Genomic DNA, 21,545 nt, shown 5'->3' with positions numbered 1-21,545 from the left:
CGCGCAGTGCAGGGTTTCGCGGTCAGATCAGGCCCATTTCAGCCATGGACGCTGCCTGCTCGCGGGTCACGATGAAGTGGTCCAGCACCCGCACGTCCACCAGCGACAGCGCCGCTTTCAAGGTCTGGGTGAGCGCTTCGTCGGCCCGGGAAGGCTGGGCCGTGCCGCTGGGGTGGTTGTGTGCCAGCACCACGGCCGCGGCGTGGTGGTGCAGGGCGCGCAACACCACCTCGCGTGGGTACACGCTGGTTTGCGTGAGGGTGCCCCGAAACAACTCTTCCAGCTCGATCAGCCGGTTCTGGCTGTCCAGAAACATCACCGCGAACACCTCGTGTGCCCGCGCCCCCAGCTGCAGTTGCAGGTAATCGCGCACCGCTTGTGGGCTGTCAAACAGCGGTTTGAGCTTGAGTTCCTGGGCCAGGGCGCGCCGCGCCAGTTCCAGCACCGCCACCACTTCGGCCCGTTTGGCGGGGCCCAGCCCTTTGATCACCTTGAGCGCTTCGGCGCCGGTATGCAGCAGGCCACCCACGCCACCAAAGCGGTCCAGCAGCTCTTGCGCCAGCTGCACCACGTGTTTGCCCGGTATGCCGGTGCGCAGCAACAAGGCCAGCAACTCGGCGTCGCTGAGCGCGCCGGGGCCTCGGGCCAGCAGCTTTTCGCGCGGACGCGCGTCGCTGGGCAGGCTCTTCAGCCCGGACGTCAAAAGGCTATCCATTGTTTTTTCTCCCTGATCCAGCCCACTTTTTACAATAGGGCCACTTTCCTGTCGCGCGCTTTCGGTGGCCCTTGTGGCGCTTTGCACGGCAGACCCCTGAATTCACCACATTGGCTTCGCATGTCCCACGTCCAAGAAGGCTCTTTTCTCACTCTGCATTACCGCATGTCGGGGCCCGGGGGGCAGGTCATCATCGACACGTTTGATGGTCAGCCCGCCACGCTCAGCCTGGGGTCTGGGCAGCTGTCGCCTGCCATTGAACAGCGCTTAATTGGCCTGGAGGAGGGCACCCGGCATGTGATCGAGCTCGACGACGGTGAGGCCTTTGGCGAGCGCCAGCCCGAGATGGTGCAGTGGGTAGCGCGCAAGCTGCTCAACGAACTCGGTGACCCACACGAGCAGTACGTGCCCGGTGACGTGGTGCAGTTCCCCACACCGGACGGTCTGGGGAGCTACGCCGGCTCAGCGGTAGAGGTGCGTGAAGACGGCGCGGTGTTGTTTGACTTCAACCACCCGCTGGCCGGGCAGCCGGTGCAGTTTGAAGTGCAACTGATCGGGGTGCTGTGATGGCCGATGAACCCAGCAAATTTGCGGCCGGCTCCGAACCATCAAGCGCTGGCGGCGACGTTGAAATTCTGTTGGCCGAGCCGCGCGGTTTTTGTGCCGGTGTGGACCGCGCCATCGAGATTGTGGAGCGCGCGCTGGCCAAGTTTGGTCGACCCATTTATGTGCGCCATGAGATCGTGCACAACACCTATGTGGTGAACGACCTGAAGGCCAAAGGGGCGATCTTCATCGAAGAGCTGTCAGACGTGCCCCCGGGCGCCACCCTGGTTTTTTCAGCGCATGGCGTCAGCAAAGCGGTGCAGCAGGAAGCGCAGCAGCGCGGGTTTCATGTGTTTGACGCGACCTGCCCCCTGGTGACCAAGGTGCATGTGGAAGTGGCCAAGCTGCACCGCGAGGGCTACGAGTTCATCATGATCGGCCACAAGGGGCACCCCGAAGTGGAAGGCACCATGGGCCAGCTTGACAGTGGCATTCACCTGGTCGAAGACGTGGCCGATGTGGCACGGGTCGTCCCCATGCAAGAAACCCGGCTGGCGGTGGTGACGCAAACCACGCTGTCTGTGGACGACGCGGCCGTGATCCTCGCGGCCGTGAAAGCCCGCTTTCCGCTGGTGCGCGAGCCCAAGCAGCAAGACATTTGTTACGCCACTCAAAACCGCCAGGATGCCGTCAAGCTGCTCAGCCCACAGGTTGACATTGTGATTGTGGTGGGCAGCCCCACCAGCTCCAACAGCAACCGCCTGCGCGAAGTCGCCATCAAACTCGGGACCGAGAGCCACATGGTGGACAGTGCGGACGAGCTGCGCGCCGAGTGGTTTGAAGGCAAGACCCGCGTTGGCCTCACGGCGGGTGCATCGGCGCCTGAAATCCTGGTGCGCCAGGTGATTGACCGCATCAAGGCGCTGGGCGCCATCTCGGTCCGCACCATGGACGGACTCACCGAAACCATCAAATTCCCGCTGCCCAAAGGCCTGAAGATCGACGGCGAAGAGGGCGCCGCGCTCGAACACCTGCGCTGACCCCGGGCCTTGTCAGGCTCCGGCACCCCAAAACTACAATCCCACCATGCTAGACATCGTTCACCTGAGAAAAGACCTCGACGCCGTGATTGCCCGGCTTGAGACCCGCAAACAACCCCAGGCCTTTCTGAATGTGGCCGTTTTCCGCGCGCTGGAGGCCGAACGCAAAACCCTGCAGACCCGCACCGAAGAGCTTCAAAGCCAGCGCAACAGCCTGTCCAAACAGATTGGCATGCTCAAAGGCAAAGGCCAACTCGCCGAGGCCGACGCGGTGATGGCCCAGGTGGGCGCGATCAAGACCGAGCTGGAAGCTTCTGCCGCGCGACTGGAAACGCTGCAAGCCGAGCTGCAAAGCCTGTTGCTCGCCGTGCCCAACCTGCCCCACGAGAGTGTGCCGGTGGGCGCGGGCGAAGACGGTAACGTTGAAGTGCGCCGCTGGGGCAGCCCCCGGGCGTTTGATTTTCCGGTGCGCGACCATGTCGACATCGGCGAAAAGCTGGGCCTGGACTTTGACACCGGCGCCAAGCTGGCTGGCTCACGCTTCACCTTCATGCGCGGCCCCATCGCTCGTTTGCACCGTGCGCTCGCGCAGTTCATGCTCGACATGCAAACGCAGGACCACGGCTACACCGAGTGCTACACGCCCTACATCGTCAACGCCGAAACCTTGCGCGGCACCGGGCAGCTGCCCAAATTTGAGGCCGACCTTTTCGCTGTAAAAAAGGGCGGACAAGATGGGGAAGAGGTGCCCGATACGCAGGCGCTGTATCTGATCCCGACTTCCGAAGTCACGCTGACGAACGTCGTGCGCGACACCGTGCTCGCCGAGTCCGACCTGCCCATCAAAATGACCGCGCACACGCCGTGCTTTCGCTCGGAAGCCGGCAGCGCCGGGCGCGACACCCGCGGCATGATCCGCCAGCACCAGTTCGACAAAGTTGAAATGGTGCAGATCGTTCATCCTGAAAAAAGCCACGAAGCGCTCGAAGCCATGACCGGCCATGCCGAAGCGGTGCTGCAAAAACTGGGCTTGCCCTACCGCGTCATGAGCCTGTGCACGGGCGACATGGGTTTTGGCGCCAGCAAAACCTACGATCTGGAAGTGTGGGTGCCGGCGCAAGGGACCTTCCGCGAAATCAGTTCGGTCTCCAACTGCGAAGCCTTTCAGGCCCGGCGCCTGCAGGCGCGTTTCAAGAACGCCCAGGGCAAAAACGAACTGGTGCACACCCTCAACGGTTCAGGGCTGGCGGTGGGCCGGGCGCTGGTAGCGGTGCTGGAAAACGGCCAAAACGCCGACGGCAGCGTGACGATCCCCGAGGCCCTGCGGCCGTACATGGGCGGCTTGGAGCGCCTGACCCCGGCTTGAGGCCCGCTCGGGCAGCCGCTGCAAGCAGGCAGCGGCTCGACGAACAAAGCAAAAAGCCCCGCGATGCGGGGCTTTTTCATTGGCGGAGAGGGAGGGATTCGAACCCTCGGTACCTTGCGGTACGCCTGATTTCGAGTCAGGTACATTCGACCACTCTGCCACCTCTCCAGGGTGTGATTCAGGTCATAAGCTTCGTAGTTTACCAGACCCGGGGAGCCTGAATTTCAGCCGGATTTTGTTCTGAGAAATTTTCCGGGTCAGGAAAAATTTCAACAGAACTGATCTGTCGGTTAATTTGCATGCGCGGCCCGTCGCCAATGTCACGATTTCAGCAGCAGGCGGCTGCGGATTTTCAGCTACGCCGGCGCATGCCCGGTGCGACAATGCCTGACCGCGGAATCCATGGTCCAACATGCTCGTCGACACCCAACCTGCCACCCACCAGCACATGCCGGCGTCGCCCGAGGTCAGAGACCAATGGGTGGACTCGAAGTTGATTGGCGTGTTGATGGACAACGCCATGCCTTCGCTGATCTCGGCGACGCTGGCCTTGCCGGTCATGATTTACCTGATGGCGGGAGAGGTCCACAACATCGCTTTGACGGTCTGGACCGTTTTGTTGCTGGGGGTGCTGGTTTTCCGCTACCGCATGATCGGTACCTACCGGCTGCGATACGACAGCACAGAAGGGCCCCTGCGCATGGCTTTCATTGCCCGCTACGGGTGGTCGTGGGCCGCGGTGGGGGTGTTTTGGGGTGCTTCCATCGGGCTGACTTACTTGCAAGCCAGTATGCAGACGCAGTTTGTGTGTGGGCTGGTGGTGTTGGGCCACGGCTTGTTGTCTCTCACTGCATTCAGCGCTTACCTGCCGGTGTTCCGCAGTTACACCAATGCATTGGTCATCTCGGTCTTGGTGGGCTTGATGGCGCCGATGCTGGTGGGTGTGGTGCCCACCACAGGCTTGAAGCACCTCGTCTCGCTGGTGTTGTTGTTGCTGATTTTTTGGTGGTTGCTTCGCATTGCGGGTGAGCGCTTGCACCAGGTGCACCGCGCCAGTTTTGAGTTGCAGTTTTCCAACCAAGAGCTGATTGATTCGCTGACGCAGCAAACCCGTGCCTCGTTGCGTGCAGTGGCCACCAAAAACCGCTTTTTGGCGTCGGCTGCCCACGACTTGCGCCAGCCGGTGCATGCGCTGAGCCTGTATGCCGACTGGCTGGCAACCGAGCCCGAAATGGCGCGGGACATCGCCCCGCGCATTTTGCAGTCAACCCGGGCGATCAACGAGCTGTTTGACTCGCTGTTTGACCTGACCCGCATCGATGCCGGCAACTACAAGGTCCGGTTGCAGCATGTGGATGTGCAACAGCTGTTTGCCGACATGGCGCTGCAGTTTGAGCCGGTGGCGGCGGGCAAGTCGCTCAAGTTGCGCACCCACGCCCGCCCCACCACCATTTGGGCAGATCCCGTGGTGCTGCGACGCATTCTGGGTAATCTGGTTTCCAACGCGCTGCGGCACACCCAAAAGGGTGGTGTGCTGCTGGGGTTGCGTCACCGCTCGGACATGTTGGTGTTCGAGGTTTGGGACACGGGTGTCGGCATTGCCCGTGAGCACCAGCAAGCCATTTTTCAAGAATTTTTCCGGGTGTCTCAACACCAAGGCACCGAAGACAGCCTGGGGCTTGGGCTGACCATTGTGTCCAAACTCACGACCATGATGGGCTACCAGCTCGCGCTCAATTCGGTGGCCAGCCAGGGCAGCGTGTTTCGGTTGATGTTGCCGGCTTACACGCAGAGAGATGCTGCAAGTGCAGATGGCAGCAGCGTGGTGCTGAACTCGGCCATGATGGGTTTGCGCTGACTTTTTCGTCGCAGCGAAGAAGGGCAGCAACCCACCGCAAGGGCTGGTTGCTCCCATGCCCGATGTTTAGAGATCGAGCAAGCCTGCGGTACGCGCCAGGTGGCTGGCCTGCGAGCGGCTCTTGACGTTGAGCCGTCGGAACAGCCGCCACAGGTGCACTTTGACGGTGTGTTCGCTGATTTGCAGTTGCTCGGCGATGTCCCGGTTGCTCAAGCCACGGTCCAGCATCACCAGCAATTGTTTCTGGCGCTTGGACAGTTTTTCTGGAATGGTTGGGGCGTTTTCGTCTTCGACCTCGTCGGCCAAGAATTCACGCAGCACTTTGGCAATTTGGGCCGCGCCTGCCGATTTTTCAACATAGGCGTCAGCACCCGCTTCGCGGGACAGGTCTTCGTAGTCCGATGCAGGGGAGGCCGACAGCACAATCAATGAGGTGTCGGGCAGCATTTGACGCACTTCGCGCACACCCGACACGCCGTTGGTATCGGGCAATTTCAGGTCCAGGCACACCAGTTCGGGTTCGCCGTGTTCGGCGATGGCTTTGCTGACGGAGGCCAGTCTTTCCAGCTCGATCACCTGAGTTGATGAACGCAGCCGGCGCAACAGCATCACGACGGCTTCGCGCATCAGCGGATGATCATCAATAACAAAAATACTCATGACGGCAGTGGTGTACGTAATTGTTTTAAGGGGCAGAGCATAGCGGCAATGGTGGGGTTTGGCGATAGTGCCAAACCTTCAAATTGGTGCTGTGCAAGGGGTCTATTGCAGGTTTAACGGTCCAGATCTTTAGCCAAGCTTCAGTCGGTAGGTCGAAAGGAATCAGTTCGTGGCTTCGCTGAAGTAGCGCAGTGCCAAAGATACCGTTTCGAGGTCTGCCTTGATGACGAGGTGAGTTGGGTTCTCGGCCAGGGCGTTGGTTCCGCTCGTTTGCAGCTGCGCAATGGTTTGGCCCGCTTCTTTGGGCGAGGCAAAGCCGGTGCTTTGCAGGAGCAGCTGGCCCTTGGCGTCCATGAGCTTGAAGTAAAACAGGCCGTCGGCTTCGCGGTATTGCTTGAAGCTGGGTGCTGCAGCTTTCGCGGCTTTGGCTGTTTTGTGGGCATCGGTCAGGCTGTCCAGTGGCCGCAAGCCGACGGCATGGCGCAACCGAGCCGTGAACGGTGTAGCCACCGCGCGGGCTTTTTCTGCGCCCATTTTGAGGGTTTTCTCCAGCTGGGCGGGGTTCTGGATCAGTTCGTCGTACACCGCACGCAGGGGCGCAATTTCCGTGTCCAGGCGCTCAAACAGCACTTGTTTGGCATCACCCCACGCAATGCCGTCTGCATAGGCCTTGGCCAGTGCGGTGGTTTCTTCCGTGGAGGCAAAGGCCTGATAAAGCTGAAACAGGGCCGACCCTTGGGTGTCCTTTGGCTCGCCGGGCGCGCGCGAGTCGGTCACGATGCCCATGATGAGTTTTTTCAGCTGCTCGCGTGGTGCAAACAGCGGGATGGTGTTGTCGTAGCTCTTGCTCATCTTGCGGCCATCGAGCCCGGGCAGGGTGGCCACGTGTTCTTCAATGGCAGCCTCGGGCAGCGTGAAATGCTCGCCATACAGATGGTTGAAGCTGGACGCCATGTCGCGCGCCATTTCAATGTGCTGGATCTGGTCCCGCCCAACCGGCACCTGGTGCGCGTTGAACATCAAAATGTCAGCCGCCATGAGCACCGGGTACATGAACAGGCCCGCTGTGACACCCGCGTCGGGCTCTTCACCGGCTGCTGTGTTCTTGTCCACCGAGGCTTTGTAGGCGTGCGCGCGGTTGAGCACGCCTTTGCCGGTGACGCAGGTGAGCAACCAGGTGAGTTCGGGAATTTCCGGGATGTCGGACTGGCGGTAGAAGGTGACTTGCTCCGGGTCGAGCCCGCAGGCCAGCCAGGTGGCCGCAATTTCCAGCGTGGAGCGCTGCACCCGGGCGGGATCGCCCACTTTTATCAGGGCGTGGTAGTCGGCCAGAAAGTAAAAGCTTTCTACCTCCGACAGGCGGCTGGCTCGCACGGTGGGGCGCACAGCGCCCACGTAGTTGCCCAGATGGGGGGTGCCGGATGTGGTGATGCCAGTGAGGACGCGCAGGGTTTTCATGATCGACAACGGTTAAAGGATCAGCATGCGCAGTGGCGTGAGCAGCACTTCAATGGCGCCGCTGGTGAGCGCCATGAGCGGGCGCAGCCAGAGGTTGCCCACGACGCCCGAGATAACGAGCGCCATGACGATGAAAAACCCCCAGGGCTCAATGCGCGAGACCAGCGCGGCCTGTTTCCAGGGCAGCAGGCCAACCAGAATGCGGCCGCCGTCGAGCGGTGGCAGCGGAAACAGGTTGAAAGCAAACATGACCAGGTTGACCAGAATGCCCGCCCGGCACATCTGCAGGAAGAAGCGCTCTTCGACGCCGGTGGCGACGAGCACATACAGCAGCACGGTCCAGAGGATGGCCTGGACGAGGTTGGCGCCTGGCCCGGCCAGGGCGACCCAGACCATGTCTTTTTTGGGGTTGCGCAGGCGGTTGAAGTTGACCGGCACCGGTTTGGCGTAGCCAAACAAAAACGCACCCGAGGTGGCAAAGTACAGCAGCAGCGGCATGGCAATGGTGCCTACCGGGTCGATGTGTTTGATCGGATTCAGGGTGATGCGCCCCAGCATGTAGGCGGTGTTGTCGCCGTAGTGGCGCGCCGCGTAGCCATGCGCCGCCTCGTGCACCGTGATGGCAAACAGCACGGGAATGGCGTAGATGGCAATGGTTTGAACGATCTGGGCGAAGTCCATGGCGGAGGTGTCGGGCAAACCGCTATTGTCCCAGATGGCGCGGTGTGCTGCCTGGCGCGGCCTTGGCCTGCACAGGCTGGCTGGTGGTGCTCACATGCCCAGCTGGGCCAGCGCACCTTGCCCTTGCCGGATCAGTTCGGGCTCGCCACCGCTGCCCATGGGCGTGAGATCGACCACGGTGGTGGGTTCCAGGGCGCAGGCGCCCGCGTCGATCACACCCGCCAGGTCGTGCTGGAAACGCTCGCGGATCTCTTGCGCATCGTTCAACGGGTCGGTTTCGCCGGGCGGAATCAGGGTGGTGGCCAGCAGCGGTGCGCCGTGCAGCGCGAGCAGCGCCAACAAGGCGTTGTGGCTGGGCACGCGCAGGCCAATGGTTTTGCGCGATGGGTGGCTCAGGCGTCTGGGCACTTCTTTGCTGGCTTCCAGGATGAAGGTGTAGGGCCCCGGTGTGGCCTGCTTCAGCAGACGGTACTGCCGGTTGTCCACGCGGGCGTAGCTGGCGAGTTCGCTCAGGTCGCGGCACAGCAGCGTCAGGTGGTGTTTGTCGTCCACCTGGCGGATGCGGCGCAGCCGGTCGGCGGCGGCTTTGTCATCGAGGTGGCAGACCAGCGCGTAGCTGGAGTCGGTGGGCACGGCCAGCACGCCGCCGCGCTCCAGCAATTGCACCGCTTGCTTGAGCAGACGGGGTTGGGGGTTGTCGGGGTGAACGTCGAATAACTGGGACATGGCTCTATTGTGCGACGGACCCGGCGCTGCTCCACCACCGCCAGCACAGCGTGCAACTGCCCCAACGCGCTGGCGTGCCGTCTGTGGGCCCGTTCAGGCGCTCAGCCGTTCACTGGATGCGGGACTCAAGCAGCTCCCATACCGGCGTGACGCTGCCCGGCAGGTCGGGCAGTTTGCCCAGGTCGGTATGGCTTTCTTCGGGGCTGTGAAAGTCGCTGCCGCGCGAGGCCACCAGGCCAAATTCTTTGCAATATTCAGCGTATTTCGCATAGTCGGCAACGCCATGCGCGCCGGTCACCACCTCAACCCCTTGGCCGCCGTGTGCTTTGAACTCGGTGAACAAGGCGTATTCTTCATTGGCCGAGAGCTTGTAGCGCCCTGGGTGCGCAATCACCGCCACACCGCCCGACTGGGTGATCCAGCCCACCGCGTCGCCCAGTGTGGCCCAGCGGTGTGGCACAAACCCAGGCTTGCCGTCGTTGATGTATTTGCGGAACACTTCGTTGGTGTCGCGGCAAATACCGGCTTCCACCAGGTAGCGCGCGAAGTGGGTACGCGAAATGAGCTCGGGGTTGTCCACGTATTTCAGCGCGCCTTCGTACACGCCCGGAATACCCACGCGCGCCAGATCGTCGCTCATGGCGCGGGCGCGCTGCTCGCGCCCGCCGCGGGTGGCGTGCAGACCTTGCACCAGGGCCGGGTGGGTGGTGTCCATGCCCAGGCCCACGATGTGCACCGTGATGCCGGCAAAGGTGACGGAAATTTCTGTGCCGGTGAGGTAGCGCAGGCCCACTGCGCGGGCGGCTTCCATGGCCCGGGCTTGGCCGCCAATTTCGTCGTGGTCGGTCAGGGCCCACAGGTCCACGCCGTTGGCTTTGGCGCGCTGCGCCAGCGCCTCTGGCGTAAGCGTGCCGTCGGACACGATGGAGTGGCAGTGGAGATCGGCGTTGAGTATGTGGGTCACACGGTCATTGTAGGTTTGACGAATCTCTGGCACCGAATGCGCCCGTAAACCCCTCGGGAGCCGAAGTGACTCCCGTTCAAAGCGCCGCGGAACGCGGCTTTGCCAGGCCGCAGGCGGCGCGGGGACATTCCGCGCGGGTGGCTACCCGGTATTGCGCAGCCCGGCCGCAATGCCGTTGATGGAAATGTGGATGCCTCGGCGTACCTTTTCATCGCGGTCGGCCTGGTTTTCTCCGGCGCGGTAGCGGCGCACCAGCTCCACTTGCAGGTGGTGCAGCGGGTCGATGTAGGGGAATCGGTGGCGAATGGATCGCTGTAGCGCAGCGTTGTTGACCAAGCGCTGTTCTTCGCCCGTGATGAGCGCCAGCGCTTCGGTGGTGCGGTGCCATTCGGCTTCAATGGCGCTGAACACCTTGGTGCGCAGGCGCTTGTCTTCCACCAGTTCGGCGTAGCGCGTGGCCAGTGCCAGGTCGCTCTTGGCCAGCACCATGTCCATGTTAGACAGCAGCGTGCTGAAGAAGGGCCACTGTTTCACCATCTTTTGTAGCAGGGCCGTTTGTTGGGCCACACCGGCTTCGCCGTCGCGGTGCAAAAAGGCGTGCACCGCCGAGCCAAACCCGTACCAGCCCGGCAGCGTGAGGCGGCACTGGCCCCAACTGAAACCCCAGGGAATGGCGCGCAGGTCTTCAATTTTTTGGGTGGCCTTGCGTGAGGCCGGACGCGAGCCAATGTTGAGTTCGGCAATTTCGCGGATGGGGGTAGCGGCAAAAAAGTACTCGGCAAAGCGAGGGGTGTCGTACACCAGCGCCCGGTAAGAGGCCATGCTCTGCGCAGACAGCGCATCGGCTGCTGCGAGAAACGCCGCCGGCGCATTGCGCGTGGGTTGCAGCAGGGTGGCTTCGAGCGTGGCGGCCACCAGGGTTTCCAGGTTGCGCCGGCCAATTTCGGGGTTGGCGTATTTGGAGCCGATCACCTCGCCCTGCTCAGTCAGGCGTATCTGCCCGCGCACGGTGCCCGGTGGCTGCGCCAGGATGGCCTGGTAGCTGGGGCCGCCGCCCCGGCCCACGGTGCCGCCCCGGCCGTGGAACATGCGCAACTGGATGTGACCCCCATGCTGCCCCGCTGCGCGAGGTCCGCAGCCCCCCGAGGGGGCTGTTTTGCCTTGGGGCGGCCCGGCGGCGAAACTGTGGCCTTCGCTGTCCTCACCTTCTGCGTTCATCGCATCAAACAGCTCCACCAGCGCAATCTCGGCGCGGTAGAGCTCCCAGTTGCTGGTGAAAATGCCGCCGTCTTTGTTGCTGTCTGAATAGCCGAGCATGATGTCTTGCTCGCTGTAGCCCGTGGCTTGCCCGCGCTGCACCATGGCGCGCACGCCGGGCAGGGCGTAGTAGTCGCGCATGATGGGCGCGGCGTTGCGCAGGTCTTCAATGGTTTCAAACAGGGGCACCACGATCAGGTCGCAGCGGGCGTCTTCTTGCAGCAGGCCATGCATCAGGCCCGTTTCTTTTTGCAGCAGCAGCACCTCCAGCAGGTCGCTCACCGTTTCGGTGTGGCTGATGATGGCGTGGCGAATGGCGTGCGCCCCGAAGCGCTCGCGCCCACTGCGGGCGTTGTCAAAAATGGCCAGCTCGTCCAGCGTGTGCGCCGAATAGGCTGCGCCGGGCACCCGCAGGGGGCGGGCGTCGTTGAGCTGGCGCAGCAGCACGGCGCGCTTGCCCATTTCGTCCAGGGCGCTGTACTGGGCTTCAATACGAGCGGTGGCCAGCAGCTCGGCCACAACCTCTTCGTGTTTGTCCGAGCTTTGGCGCAGGTCGATGGTGGCCAGGTGAAAGCCAAACACCTCGACCGCTCGGATCAGCGGCTGCAAGCGTGCGCGCGCCAGCGCTGCGCCGTGGTGCGCCACCAGCGAGGCTTCAATGGTGCGCAGGTCGGCCAGCAGGTCGGTCGCTTGGGCGTAAGGGTCTTGGGGCGCCACGGCGTGGCGAGCCGCTTCACCGCCGGTGAGGGTGTGCAGCGTGGCGGCCAGGCGCGCGTACATGCCGGTGAGTGCGCGTCGGTAGGGTTCGTCCTGGCGGTGCGCGTTGGTGTCGGGTGAGCGCTCGGCCAGCGCCTGCATGGCCGGGCTCACGCTGGCCAGCATGGCCGACACCGACAGCTCGGCGCCCAGCAAGTGCAACTGCCGAAGGTGGTGGCGCAGCACCATCTCAGCCTGGCTTTGCAGCGCCAGTTCCAGGGTCTGTGCGGTGACGTTGGGGTTGCCGTCGCGGTCACCGCCAATCCATTGGCCCATGCGCAAAAACGTGGCCACCGGCGCAATGGCGGAGCCAGGCTCGCTCAGGCCTTCTTCCAGCTCGCGGTAGAGCTTGGGAATTTGCGACAGAAAGGTGGCTTCGTAGTAGCTCAGCGCGTTTTCAATCTCGTCAGCCACGGTGAGCTTGGTAAAGCGCAGCAGGCGGGTTTGCCAGAGCTGCGTCACGCGGGCGCGCAACTGCGCTTCCAGTTCGGCCTCTTCACGCGGTAGCGGTTGTTGTTGCGTGTCGCGCTCGGCCAGCAGGTGGGCGATGGCGCGCTCGGCATCCAGAATGCTTTTGCGCTGCACCTCGGTCGGGTGGGCCGTAAGCACCGGCGAGATGTGGCTGTGCGCCAGCGTTGTCAACACCTCGGCCGGTGCAACACCTGCCTTTTTCAGGCGCTGCAGCGTCATGGCCAGGCTGCCTTCTTGCAGATCGCCTGCGCGCTCGTGCACCGCGCGGCGGCGGATGTGGTGGCGGTCTTCGGCCAAATTGGCCAGGTGGCTGAAATAGGTGAAGGCGCGGATGACGCTCACCGTCTGGTCACCGCTGAGCCCCTTGAGCAGCTTTTTCAGGGCCTTGTCGGCCGACTGGTCGGCGTGGCGCCGAAACGCCACCGAAAGCTGGCGAATCTGCTCGATCAGGTCAAAGGCTGCCTGGCCTTCCTGTTCGCGGATCACGTCCCCCAAAATGCGCCCGAGCAAGCGAATGTCGTCGATCAGCGGTTGCTCTTTGTCTGGCCGAATGGCGGGCTTGGCGGTGCTGCTGCGCGCGCGGGTCCGTGACGGGTTGGTGGACGGGACGGTGCGGGCAGACGGTCGGCTCATGGCGTGCTCGGGTGGTGCTGATTTTTTGGGCAGGGGGCATGCTAGCATTCAAAGTTGCTCTTTTTGTTACCAATCAGGTACGAAAACACCCCTTTGGCTTTGATCTTTTTTTGATCTTTCAACGTGTCACTTTCAAACACCCACCCAGCCCTGTCCATCACCATCGCCACCCGCGAAAGCCGCCTGGCGCTGTGGCAGGCCGAACACGTCAAGGCGCTGCTGGAGCGGCTGGGTCACAGCGTTCAATTGCTGGGCATGACGACCAAGGGTGATCAGATCCTGGACCGCAGCCTATCCAAGGTGGGCGGAAAAGGTTTGTTTGTGAAAGAGCTGGAAGTGGCGCTGGAAGAGGGCCGGGCCGACATCGCGGTGCATTCGTTGAAAGACGTGCCGATGGATTTGCCCGAAGGCTTTGCGCTGGCCTGTGTGATGGAGCGCGAAGACCCGCGCGACGCCTGGGTGTCGCCGGTGTGCGCCACGCTGGCCGAGCTGCCCGCAGGCGCCGTGGTGGGCACGTCGAGCCTGCGCCGCCTGGTGCTGTTGCGCGAGGCGCTGGACGCGCTGGGCCGCACCGATGTGCGCATTGAACCCCTGCGCGGCAACCTGGACACCCGGCTGCGCAAGCTGGACGAACGGCAGTACCACGCCATCGTGCTGGCTGCCGCAGGGCTCAAGCGCCTGGGGCTTGCTGAGCGCATCCGCCACATTTTTGAGCCGGTTGAGTCGCTGCCGGCCGCAGGGCAGGGCGCGCTGGGCATCGAGGTGCGGTCGGACCGCGCCGATCTGGTGGCTGCGCTTGCACCACTGGTGCACCTGCCCACCTGGCACCGCGTGGCGGCTGAGCGCACCGTGTCGCGCGCCATGGGCGGCAGTTGCTCGATGCCGCTGGCCGCTTATGCGCATTGGGACGCGGCCGATGCCAGCCGCCTGCAGCTGGACGCGGCCTGGGGCGACCCCGAAGGCCAGCAACGTGTGGTGCGGGTGAGCCAGCAGGCGGTGGTGCAAGACCTGGCGCAGGCAGAAGCCTTGGGCCAGCGCGTGGCCGATGCGCTGCGGGCTGCCGGTGCCCAGCCGCCGGTGGCCGCGGCAGAGAGCTGACCTTGGCAGCAGACCCCGTGGCAGTGCCTGAGCCACATCCGCTGGCCCCCGCGCAGCGCGTGATCCTCACCCGGCCCGAGGCTGAAGCCGCCACCTGGGTGCAGGCGTTGCTGGCAGAAGGCTGGCCAGCGCAGGCCCTGCCTTTGATCACGATTGCCGAGCCGGCCGAGGCTGCGGTGCGCGAGCGGCTTGCGCAGGCACGGGCGCACTGGCTGGAAGCCGACGCCATCATGTTCGTCAGCGCGGCGGCGGTGCAGCACTTTTTTTCAGACGCGGTGCAGGCGCCGCAGGGCGGGCTGTTTCGTACCCGCTTCTGGGCGCCGGGCCCCGGCACGGCGCGTGCGCTGGCGCTGGCGCTGGCTGCCCGGGGGCTGGGTCCTGAGCTCATCGACGCGCCTGCGTCCGACGCTGCCCAGTTCGACTCCGAGAGCTTGTGGCCGGTGGTGGCATCCCAGTTGCGGCCAGGCTTGCGCGTCTTGATCGTGCGCGGCGCTTCGCTGGACGCTGTTACAACGCATCCCAGCGCACCCGCTGGGCAGGCGCTCGCAGGCCATGGGCGAGACTGGTTGATTCGGCAATGCCGGTCCGCCGGCGCGCAGGTGGACGCCTGTGTGGCCTACGAGCGCCGTGCACCTGTGGTCACGCCCGCTTTGCAGGCCCGGCTAAGCGCTGCATCAGCGCCTGGCAGCGTGTGGTTGTTCAGCAGCTCAGAGGCCCTGGCGCACCTGCGCAGCATGGCACCCCATGTCAACTGGACGCAGGCCAGCGCCCTGGCCACCCACCCCCGCATAGCGGCCACGGCCCGAGCCGCCGGTTTCGCTTCGGTGGTGGAAACACGGCCAGCGCTGCCCGACGTGCTGCGCGCTCTAGAATCGAACTGGAGCCGCCCATGAGTCAAACCACACCCGATATACCCGTCACCACACCGCCCGCTGCCAGCGCAGCCGGTGTTGCGCTGCCTTCTGCCAGATCACGCTCGGGCACTTGGTTGCTGCTGCTTGGTCTCGTGGTGGCGGTGTTGGCTCTGATCATGAGCGGCCTGTTGTGGCAAAAGCTCAGCCTGACGCAGCAAGAGATGGCCCGCCGCAGCCAGGACAGCGCCACACAGGCCTTGGAAGCGCGCACCCTTGCCGGGCAGGCCGAAGCGTTGTCGCAAGAGCTGCAAGCCCGCCTGACGGTGGCCGAGGTGCGGCTTTCTGAGGTGAGTCTGCAACGCAGCCAGCTTGAGGAGCTGATGCTCACCCTGTCCCGCTCTCGCGACGACAACCTGGTGGAGGATATGGAGTCGGCCTTGCGTCTGGCTCTGCAGCAGGCGCAGCTCACGGGCAGCGCTCAACCCCTCGTGTCGGCATTGCAGGCGGCCGATCAACGCATTGCCCGCGCTGCGCAACCCCGGTTGAACCCGGTGCAACGCGCCATTGCCCGCGACATTGACCGCATCCAGGCGGCCGCCTTGGCCGATATTCCGGCGCTGGCCTTGCGGCTGGACGAACTGGCCCGCCAGGTGGATGACTGGCCGGTGCTCAATGCCGTGGGGCCGGCTGTTGGCCCGGTGGCTGCCGTTGCGTCGCCGCAAGCCGTTCAGGCGCCTCCCGCCGAAGCCTCAGCCCAGACGGCTGTTGAGACCGTCGCGGCGCCCTTGGCCAGCAGCGTCCCGGTGGGTGTGACCGATGCCCAGGTGGTGACCCCGGCCTCTGCCGACAGCGGTTTGAGCCAGGGCTGGAGCCGCGTGGCTGCCGGGTGGCAGGGTGTGTGGGACCGCATCTGGGCCGACGTGACACGCAGCGGGCGTGAGTTGGTGCGGGTCAGCCGCATCGACCGTCCCGAGGCGGCCCTGCTGGCGCCTGAGCAGGCGTTTTTCCTGCGTGAAAACATCAAGCTCAAATTGCTCAATGCCCGTCTGGGCTTGCTGGCGCGCCACATGGTGTCCAGCCAGGCCGATGTGACTGCGGTTGAGCAGGCGCTGGGGCGCTACTTTGACACCACCTCGCCCACGGTGAGCAGTGCGCAGAGCGTGCTGGCTGGCCTGCGCAAAGACTTGGTGGACAACAACCTGCCCCGTCCGGACGAAACCTTGGCCGCGTTGGCGGCTGCGGCGGGAGGTCGCTGATGCGCAGCCTGCAGCGCGGCGCCATGCGCAGCGTGTTCTGGTTGCTGGGGCTGGCGGCGCTGGCCGTTGCCCTGGCGCTGTTGGTGGGACGCAACCCGGCCACACTCACCCTGTTCTGGCCGCCCTACCGGTTCGACGTTTCGTTCAACTTCGTGGTGTTTGCGCTCATCGCCGTCTTTGTACTGCTGCACCTGGCGCTGCGGGCCATTGCGGTGCTGCGCGAACTGCCGGCACAGGCCCAGCGCTGGCGGGGGCAGCAGGTGGAGCGCGCGGTGGTCGGCGCCGTCATGGACGCGTTGTCGCACCAGTTGTCGGGTCGGTTTGTGCGCGCCCAGTCAGCGGCCCAGCATGCGCTGGACCAGCTGAAGTCCTCAGCGGTGGCGCAGTGGCCCCGCCGCGATCAGCTTCAGCTGCTGGCGCACCTGCTGCTGGCGGAAAGCGCCCAGGCGCTGCAAAACAAGGATCGCCGTGACGAGCACCTGCAGGCGGCCTTGTCGCCCCAGCTGCTGAAAACCGCACCCGAAGCCTACGAAGGCGCTTTGTTGCGTGCGGTGCGCTGGGCGGTGGAAGACCGCGACGTTGACGCCGCCCGCAGCCGGCTGGCCGATTTGCCGCAGGGCGCCGCTCGCCGCATCCAGACCCTGCGCCTGAAGTTGCGCATTGCCCGGCTGGGCGGTGCCACCGCCGAAGCCCTGGAAACGGCCCGGGTGCTGGCCAAGCACCGGGCTTTTTCACCCTCGGTCGCCCGCAGTGTCGTGCGCGGGCTGGCCTTGGACGCGCTGGGCCAGGCGCACGATTTGCAGCAGCTGCAAGCGGTGTGGCTCAAGCTCGACAGCACCGAACGCGCCATGCCAGAGCTGGCCTTGGCGGCAGCACAGCGTGCCAACGGGTTGGCGGCCCAGGGTGGCGACGCCGCGGATCGCTTGGCCGCAGCTGCGCTGGTCCGCACCTGGCTGGAGCCGCTGTGGCAAACGTTTGGTTCGCTGGACCTTGTACAGCAGCGCCAGTGTGTGCAGGCTCTGGAACCTGGTTTGCCGCAATTGGACGCGGCCTGGCTGGCTCGGGTCGAGCAAGCCCAGCGCCAGCTGCCCAACAACCCGTTTTTGCAATACTTGTCCGGCCAGGCGTGCATGCAGCGCCAACTCTGGGGCAAGGCGGCCCAGTTGCTGGGCCAAGCCAGTCACAGCCTCCAAGAACCCACCCTGTTGCGCCGCACCTGGTGTGCGCTCGCCGAACTGGCGTTGGAGCGCGGTGACGAAACCGCTGCCCAAGCCGCCTGGAAAAAAGCGGCCCAGATCGACTGAGGTTGGTGCGGTTTCTTTTCGCAGAAATCGCGAGGCTTGCCCCGGTTTGATCCGCACTACCGGCTGTACGGGGTATGCCCGCCGGGGTCGTCACAACGTTGCTGCGCTGTGTGGCTGGTCCAGCCCCTTGATACCCGGCCATCTTGTAAGCCGCTTGGTCTGCAGCACCGGGTTATTCCCGCTTGTTGCGATCTGAGGCAGCGCAGCCGTGTTCTGCACATTACGGCGGACATCCCCCGGCCACTGTGCCTGCTGGCCAAAGATCTGCGGCGCGTGCCTGCCCTGGGCAATGCGCCTTTTTGACGCTCTGAAATGCAAAACGCCGGTCGATGGCGACCGGCGTTTTCTGGGGAGCCTGCGCAAGCCCGAGGGCTTGTGTTCAGCGCAACTTACTGTGCCTCAAAGGGCAACGGCATGTTGCGCAGGTCTTTGCGCGTCTCCACCAGCACCAGCGGTCCATCATCGGGCAACGCCACGACGTTGGGTTCACGCGGCACGTGAATGGGCTTGGGTTCCGCTGCAATGGCAGCTTGCACCTGGGCCACTTTGTCGGCGTTGGAATTTACCCACTCCAGGCCACTGCTCTGAGCCACCTGGTTGAGGGCTTCCAGCGACAACTCGAAGGCCTGCACCTTGGGCAAACCGCTGGCAGCGGGCGCGGCAGAGGGTGCCGGTGCTGCACGTTCTGCGACGGGTGCTGGCTTGGCGGCGCGGGGCTCCGGCACAACCACGGCCACAGGCTCCACGGCAGCATGCACGGCGACCGGCGTTTCTGCAACAGGAGCCGCTACGGGGGCTTGCACGGGTGCGTTTTCCACGGGCAGGCTGAAATAGCTGCTGCGGACCGGTGCTTCGCTGGCTGTTTCGCCCGTCGTGTGTTCGGCGGGCAGGGCTTCGGCTGCTGAGCCGTCTTCGGCCGGCGCCGCAGATGCGTCACGCGGTGCGCGTTCGCGGCGGTCGCGGCCATAACGGTCGCGGCTGCGGCGTTCGCGTGGCGCGCGCGGTGCACCGTTGTCGGCTTCACCTTCGCGCGGTGCCTCTGCGCCGGCTTCAGTCGCAGCGTTCAGCGCGGGTTCGGCATCTGCGTTTTGAACCGTGGAGCCGGTCTCGGGCGTGTCGGAACCCGGCTGGCGGCGGCGGTTGTCGTTGCGCGGACGGCGTTCGCGGCGCTGTGCTTCGGCCGCTTCTGGTGTGTCCGCTGCAGCCTCGGGTGCGGCGTTCGCCAGCAGGGCGTTGGCAGGGGCGTTGGTGTCTGCGGGCGCAGCATCGCGGCGGTTGTCGCGGCGGCCACCATTGCGGCCGTCGGTGCGGGGTTCGCGCGGTTCGCGGGCTTCGCGACCTTCACGGCCCTCACCGCGTCCATCAACGCGAGCAGGCTGGCCTTCGCTGCGGCGATCTCCACGGCCTTCGGGTCGACCTTCCACGTTGCGGCCTTCGCCACGCGGGCTACGGCCACCTTCGCGGCCCTCACGGCCCTCGCGCGGTGGTCGGGCTTCGGCGCCATTGCGGCCACCACGGCTGCGGCCGTCGCGGCGTGCATCGGGACGCTCTTCGCGAGCGCCGGTCTTGGCTGCTGGTGCGGCAGGTGCGGGAGCTGCCACAACAGGTGCAGGCTCAGCACCGCCAAACAGGCTCTTGAGCCAGCCAAAGAAACCTTTTTCAGCCGGTGCGGGTGCTTTGGCTGCGGGTGCAGCGGCCACGTGTGGCACGGCTGCTGCAGGCACTGCAACAGGGGCGGGCGTTTCAGGGCGCGGTGCGGCCACCGGTGCCGGACCGTCCGGCAGCACACCCTTGATCAAGGGCTCTTGCTTGTTGGTGCGTTCCTGGCTGCGGCGGGTGAAGCCTGTGGCGTCGTCGGCTTCGTCGGCCAGTTTGTAGCTCGCATCGAGGTTGTCCAGGCGCGGGTCGTCGTGCTTGAGACGTTCGAGCTTGTAGTTCGGCGTGTCCAGCGACTTGTTCGGCACCAGCAGCACGTTGATGCGCTGCTTGAGTTCGATCTTGGTGATCTCGGTGCGCTTTTCGTTCAGCAGGAAACTGGCCACTTCAACCGGCACCTGTACCAGTACGGCAGCGGTGCTGTCTTTCAGCGACTCTTCCTGGATGATGCGCAGAATTTGCAGCGCGGAGCTTTCCGTGTCGCGGATGTGGCCGGAACCCCCGCAGCGTGGGCAAGGAATGGACGAACCTTCGCTCAGCATGGGCTTCAAGCGCTGACGGCTCATCTCCAGCAAGCCAAACTTGCTGATGGCACCAAACTGCACGCGGGCGCGGTCTTGGCGCAGTGCGTCGCGCAGGCGGTTTTCCACTTCGCGGCGGTTCTTCGACTCGTCCATGTCGATGAAGTCGATCACGATCAGGCCGCCCAAGTCGCGCAGACGGGCCTGGCGGGCCACTTCGTCGGCAGCTTCCAGGTTGGTGCGGGTGGCGGTTTCTTCGATGTCTCCGCCCTTGATGGCGCGCGCCGAGTTCACGTCCACGGCCACCAGCGCTTCGGTCTGGTCGATCACGATGGCGCCGCCCGAGGGCAGGTTCACCGTGCGGCTGTAGGCAGTTTCAATCTGGTGCTCGATCTGGAAACGGCTGAACAGCGGCGCATCGTCGCGGTAGCGCTTCACGCGGTGCCCGTGCTCGGGCATCACGTGGCTCATGAACTGGTGAGCTTGTTCAAAGATGTCGTCGGTGTCGATCAGGATCTCGCCGATGTCGCCGTTGAAGTAGTCGCGGATCGCGCGAATCACCAGGCTCGATTCCTGGTAAATCAGGTAGGCGCCCTTGCCACCCTGTGCCGCGCCGTCGATGGCGTTCCACAGTTTGAGCAGGTAATTCAAGTCCCATTGCAGCTCAGGGGCATCGCGGCCAATGCCGGCGGTGCGGGCAATGATGCTCATGCCGTTGGGGTATTCCAGCTGGTCCAGGGCGGCCTTGAGGTCTTGCCGGTCTTCGCCTTCAATGCGACGGCTCACACCGCCGCCGCGCGGGTTGTTGGGCATCAGCACCACATAGCGGCCGGCCAGGCTCACAAAGGTGGTCAGGGCCGCGCCCTTGTTGCCGCGCTCTTCTTTTTCCACCTGAACCAGCAGTTCCTGGCCTTCGCGGATCACGTCGTTGATGCGGGCCTGGTTGACCGGCACGCCAGCGGCGAAATACTGCCGCGAGATTTCTTTGAAGGGCAAAAAGCCGTGGCGTTCTTCGCCGTAATCGACAAAGCAGGCCTCCAGTGAAGGCTCGACGCGGGTGACCACGGCCTTGTAAATGTTGCCTTTGCGCTGTTCGCGCCCTTCGATTTCGATTTCGTAGTCGAGCAGTTTTTGCCCGTCCACAATGGCCAAGCGGCGTTCTTCAGCCTGCGTGGCATTGATCAGCATGCGTTTCATGATGCGTTTTCCTTCGTTCAAACACACAAGGACGCTGCGGGCCAGGCCCATAGCGCCAACCTGCCGTGAACACGCGGGAAAAGCGAACGAGGGGAGGAATTGCCGGAGAGCCGATGACCCGCGATTCGGGGAGGGCGTTCAACGCAAGCGGGCACCGGGAGGTGCCGCGTCGAACCGCCGGGTCAGGGCGTAGGCGCGTGGAGGTGGGTGAACAGGGATGGCCAGGTGGCTGTCAATGACATGGGTCTGGCGGTTGTCTCTCTGACTTCACTTCGTCCTCAACCAGCCTCTTTTGCAGGCTGGGTGATTGGGGTATTCCGTATTCGGGTTCGCAGTTTCTGTAGCGGGTTCTCCCGCAGCTTCAACCTGCCCGGTGCTGTGCCTGGATTCGCTCGGGAATGCAACAGGAAACAGGCGCCGGACCCGGGTGCTGCGGGTGGCAACTTATACCCATCGGGCTCCAGGCGCTGGGCGCTGGGGCGACTGCTTGAAGTGACTGCCCTAAAATCAAGGGAAATCAATCACTTA

The 21,545-nt window shown here is 64.2% G+C and carries 15 protein-coding genes, 1 tRNA gene and 1 pseudogene; 8 read left to right on the top strand and 9 right to left on the bottom strand.

The features are described 5' to 3' along the window. Positions 1-22: 22 nt before the first annotated feature. Entirely contained in the window at positions 23-703 is a 681-nt protein-coding gene (gene radC / locus AC4QBL_RS12490) for a RadC family protein (RefSeq protein WP_472908180.1), read from the bottom strand. 132 nt (positions 704-835) lie between these two features. Between radC and AC4QBL_RS12485 the strand changes: the two genes are divergently transcribed. The 3 genes from AC4QBL_RS12485 to serS are packed head-to-tail and all read left to right on the top strand — an operon-like array spanning position 836 to position 3,667. Next, positions 836-1,282, top strand: a complete 447-nt coding sequence (locus AC4QBL_RS12485; protein WP_472908179.1) for an FKBP-type peptidyl-prolyl cis-trans isomerase — start codon at positions 836-838, stop codon at positions 1,280-1,282. Further along, positions 1,282-2,301, top strand: a complete 1,020-nt coding sequence (gene ispH / locus AC4QBL_RS12480; protein ID WP_472908178.1) for a 4-hydroxy-3-methylbut-2-enyl diphosphate reductase — start codon at positions 1,282-1,284, stop codon at positions 2,299-2,301. Before AC4QBL_RS12485 ends, ispH begins: the two co-directional genes overlap by 1 nt. 46 nt (positions 2,302-2,347) lie before the next feature. Further along, entirely contained in the window at positions 2,348-3,667 is a 1,320-nt protein-coding gene (serS, locus tag AC4QBL_RS12475; protein ID WP_472908177.1) for a serine--tRNA ligase, read from the top strand. A gap of 80 nt (positions 3,668-3,747) precedes the next feature. On the opposite strand, the gene AC4QBL_RS12470 is transcribed toward serS, so the two are convergent. Beyond that, a tRNA-Ser gene (locus AC4QBL_RS12470) sits at positions 3,748-3,835 on the bottom strand. A gap of 244 nt (positions 3,836-4,079) precedes the next feature. Here AC4QBL_RS12470 and AC4QBL_RS12465 point away from each other — a divergent pair. After that, positions 4,080-5,525, top strand: a complete 1,446-nt coding sequence (locus AC4QBL_RS12465; protein WP_472901645.1) for a sensor histidine kinase — start codon at positions 4,080-4,082, stop codon at positions 5,523-5,525. Positions 5,526-5,591: 66 nt separating this feature from the next. Here the strand turns inward: AC4QBL_RS12465 and AC4QBL_RS12460 are convergent, their stop codons facing one another. The 6 genes and pseudogenes from AC4QBL_RS12460 to AC4QBL_RS12435 form a co-directional block, all read right to left on the bottom strand. Then, positions 5,592-6,185 carry a LuxR C-terminal-related transcriptional regulator gene (locus AC4QBL_RS12460; protein WP_439113913.1) on the bottom strand — a complete coding sequence of 198 codons (594 nt, stop codon included), beginning with the start codon at positions 6,183-6,185 and terminating at the stop codon, positions 5,592-5,594. Between the two features lie 162 nt (positions 6,186-6,347). After that, positions 6,348-7,643: a tryptophan--tRNA ligase gene (locus AC4QBL_RS12455; RefSeq protein ID WP_472901644.1), complete on the bottom strand. Its 1,296-nt coding sequence runs from the start codon at positions 7,641-7,643 to the stop codon at positions 6,348-6,350. A 12-nt stretch (positions 7,644-7,655) separates the two neighbouring features. Continuing rightward, positions 7,656-8,324 carry a site-2 protease family protein gene (locus AC4QBL_RS12450; RefSeq protein ID WP_472901684.1) on the bottom strand — a complete coding sequence of 223 codons (669 nt, stop codon included), beginning with the start codon at positions 8,322-8,324 and terminating at the stop codon, positions 7,656-7,658. Positions 8,325-8,414: 90 nt separating this feature from the next. Beyond that, entirely contained in the window at positions 8,415-9,050 is a 636-nt protein-coding gene (locus tag AC4QBL_RS12445) for an L-threonylcarbamoyladenylate synthase (protein WP_472901643.1), read from the bottom strand. 109 nt (positions 9,051-9,159) lie between these two features. Continuing rightward, on the bottom strand, positions 9,160-10,014 hold the full coding sequence (locus AC4QBL_RS12440) for a 3',5'-nucleoside bisphosphate phosphatase (protein ID WP_472901642.1): 855 nt from the start codon (positions 10,012-10,014) through the stop codon (positions 9,160-9,162). A gap of 141 nt (positions 10,015-10,155) precedes the next feature. Continuing rightward, positions 10,156-13,041 (bottom strand): annotated as a pseudogene (locus tag AC4QBL_RS12435) (phosphoenolpyruvate carboxylase); the annotation flags it as partial. Between the two features lie 213 nt (positions 13,042-13,254). Between AC4QBL_RS12435 and hemC the strand changes: the two are divergent. The 4 genes from hemC to AC4QBL_RS12415 are packed head-to-tail and all read left to right on the top strand — an operon-like array spanning position 13,255 to position 17,643. Beyond that, complete coding sequence (hemC, locus tag AC4QBL_RS12430) at positions 13,255-14,229, top strand: hydroxymethylbilane synthase (RefSeq protein ID WP_472908176.1); 975 nt, start codon at positions 13,255-13,257, stop codon at positions 14,227-14,229. A 2-nt stretch (positions 14,230-14,231) separates the two neighbouring features. Next, positions 14,232-15,122: a uroporphyrinogen-III synthase gene (locus tag AC4QBL_RS12425; RefSeq protein ID WP_472901639.1), complete on the top strand. Its 891-nt coding sequence runs from the start codon at positions 14,232-14,234 to the stop codon at positions 15,120-15,122. Next, the gene (locus AC4QBL_RS12420) at positions 15,119-16,339 is read left to right on the top strand and encodes a uroporphyrinogen-III C-methyltransferase (RefSeq protein ID WP_472901638.1); all 1,221 of its coding nucleotides are present in this window, start codon (positions 15,119-15,121) and stop codon (positions 16,337-16,339) included. Before AC4QBL_RS12425 ends, AC4QBL_RS12420 begins: the two co-directional genes overlap by 4 nt. Before the next feature lie 23 nt (positions 16,340-16,362). After that, positions 16,363-17,643 (top strand): heme biosynthesis HemY N-terminal domain-containing protein, encoded by a 1,281-nt coding sequence (locus AC4QBL_RS12415; RefSeq protein ID WP_472908185.1) that lies wholly within the window; start codon positions 16,363-16,365, stop codon positions 17,641-17,643. Positions 17,644-18,032: 389 nt separating this feature from the next. On the opposite strand, the gene AC4QBL_RS12410 is transcribed toward AC4QBL_RS12415, so the two are convergent. Then, entirely contained in the window at positions 18,033-21,017 is a 2,985-nt protein-coding gene (locus tag AC4QBL_RS12410) for an Rne/Rng family ribonuclease (RefSeq protein WP_472901140.1), read from the bottom strand. Positions 21,018-21,545: the final 528 nt, after the last annotated feature.

It is taken from the genome of Hydrogenophaga sp. L99 (assembly GCF_058731905.1).
This window is presented reverse-complemented; position numbering and strand designations above follow the sequence as displayed.

Bases quoted from the DNA above. Each gene is read 5' to 3' on its own strand.
- AC4QBL_RS12445 (WP_472901643.1), bottom strand. From the start codon at position 9,050: ATGTCCCAGTTATTCGACGTTCACCCCGACAACCCCCAACCCCGTCTG.
- AC4QBL_RS12410 (WP_472901140.1), bottom strand. From the start codon at position 21,017: ATGAAACGCATGCTGATCAATGCCACGCAGGCTGAAGAACGCCGCTTG.
- AC4QBL_RS12455 (WP_472901644.1), bottom strand. From the start codon at position 7,643: ATGAAAACCCTGCGCGTCCTCACTGGCATCACCACATCCGGCACCCCC.
- AC4QBL_RS12465 (WP_472901645.1), top strand. From the start codon at position 4,080: ATGCTCGTCGACACCCAACCTGCCACCCACCAGCACATGCCGGCGTCG.
- AC4QBL_RS12420 (WP_472901638.1), top strand. From the start codon at position 15,119: ATGAGTCAAACCACACCCGATATACCCGTCACCACACCGCCCGCTGCC.
- AC4QBL_RS12485 (WP_472908179.1), top strand. From the start codon at position 836: ATGTCCCACGTCCAAGAAGGCTCTTTTCTCACTCTGCATTACCGCATG.
- AC4QBL_RS12415 (WP_472908185.1), top strand. From the start codon at position 16,363: ATGCGCAGCGTGTTCTGGTTGCTGGGGCTGGCGGCGCTGGCCGTTGCC.
- AC4QBL_RS12450 (WP_472901684.1), bottom strand. From the start codon at position 8,324: ATGGACTTCGCCCAGATCGTTCAAACCATTGCCATCTACGCCATTCCC.
- serS (WP_472908177.1), top strand. From the start codon at position 2,348: ATGCTAGACATCGTTCACCTGAGAAAAGACCTCGACGCCGTGATTGCC.
- ispH (WP_472908178.1), top strand. From the start codon at position 1,282: ATGGCCGATGAACCCAGCAAATTTGCGGCCGGCTCCGAACCATCAAGC.
- AC4QBL_RS12460 (WP_439113913.1), bottom strand. From the start codon at position 6,185: ATGAGTATTTTTGTTATTGATGATCATCCGCTGATGCGCGAAGCCGTC.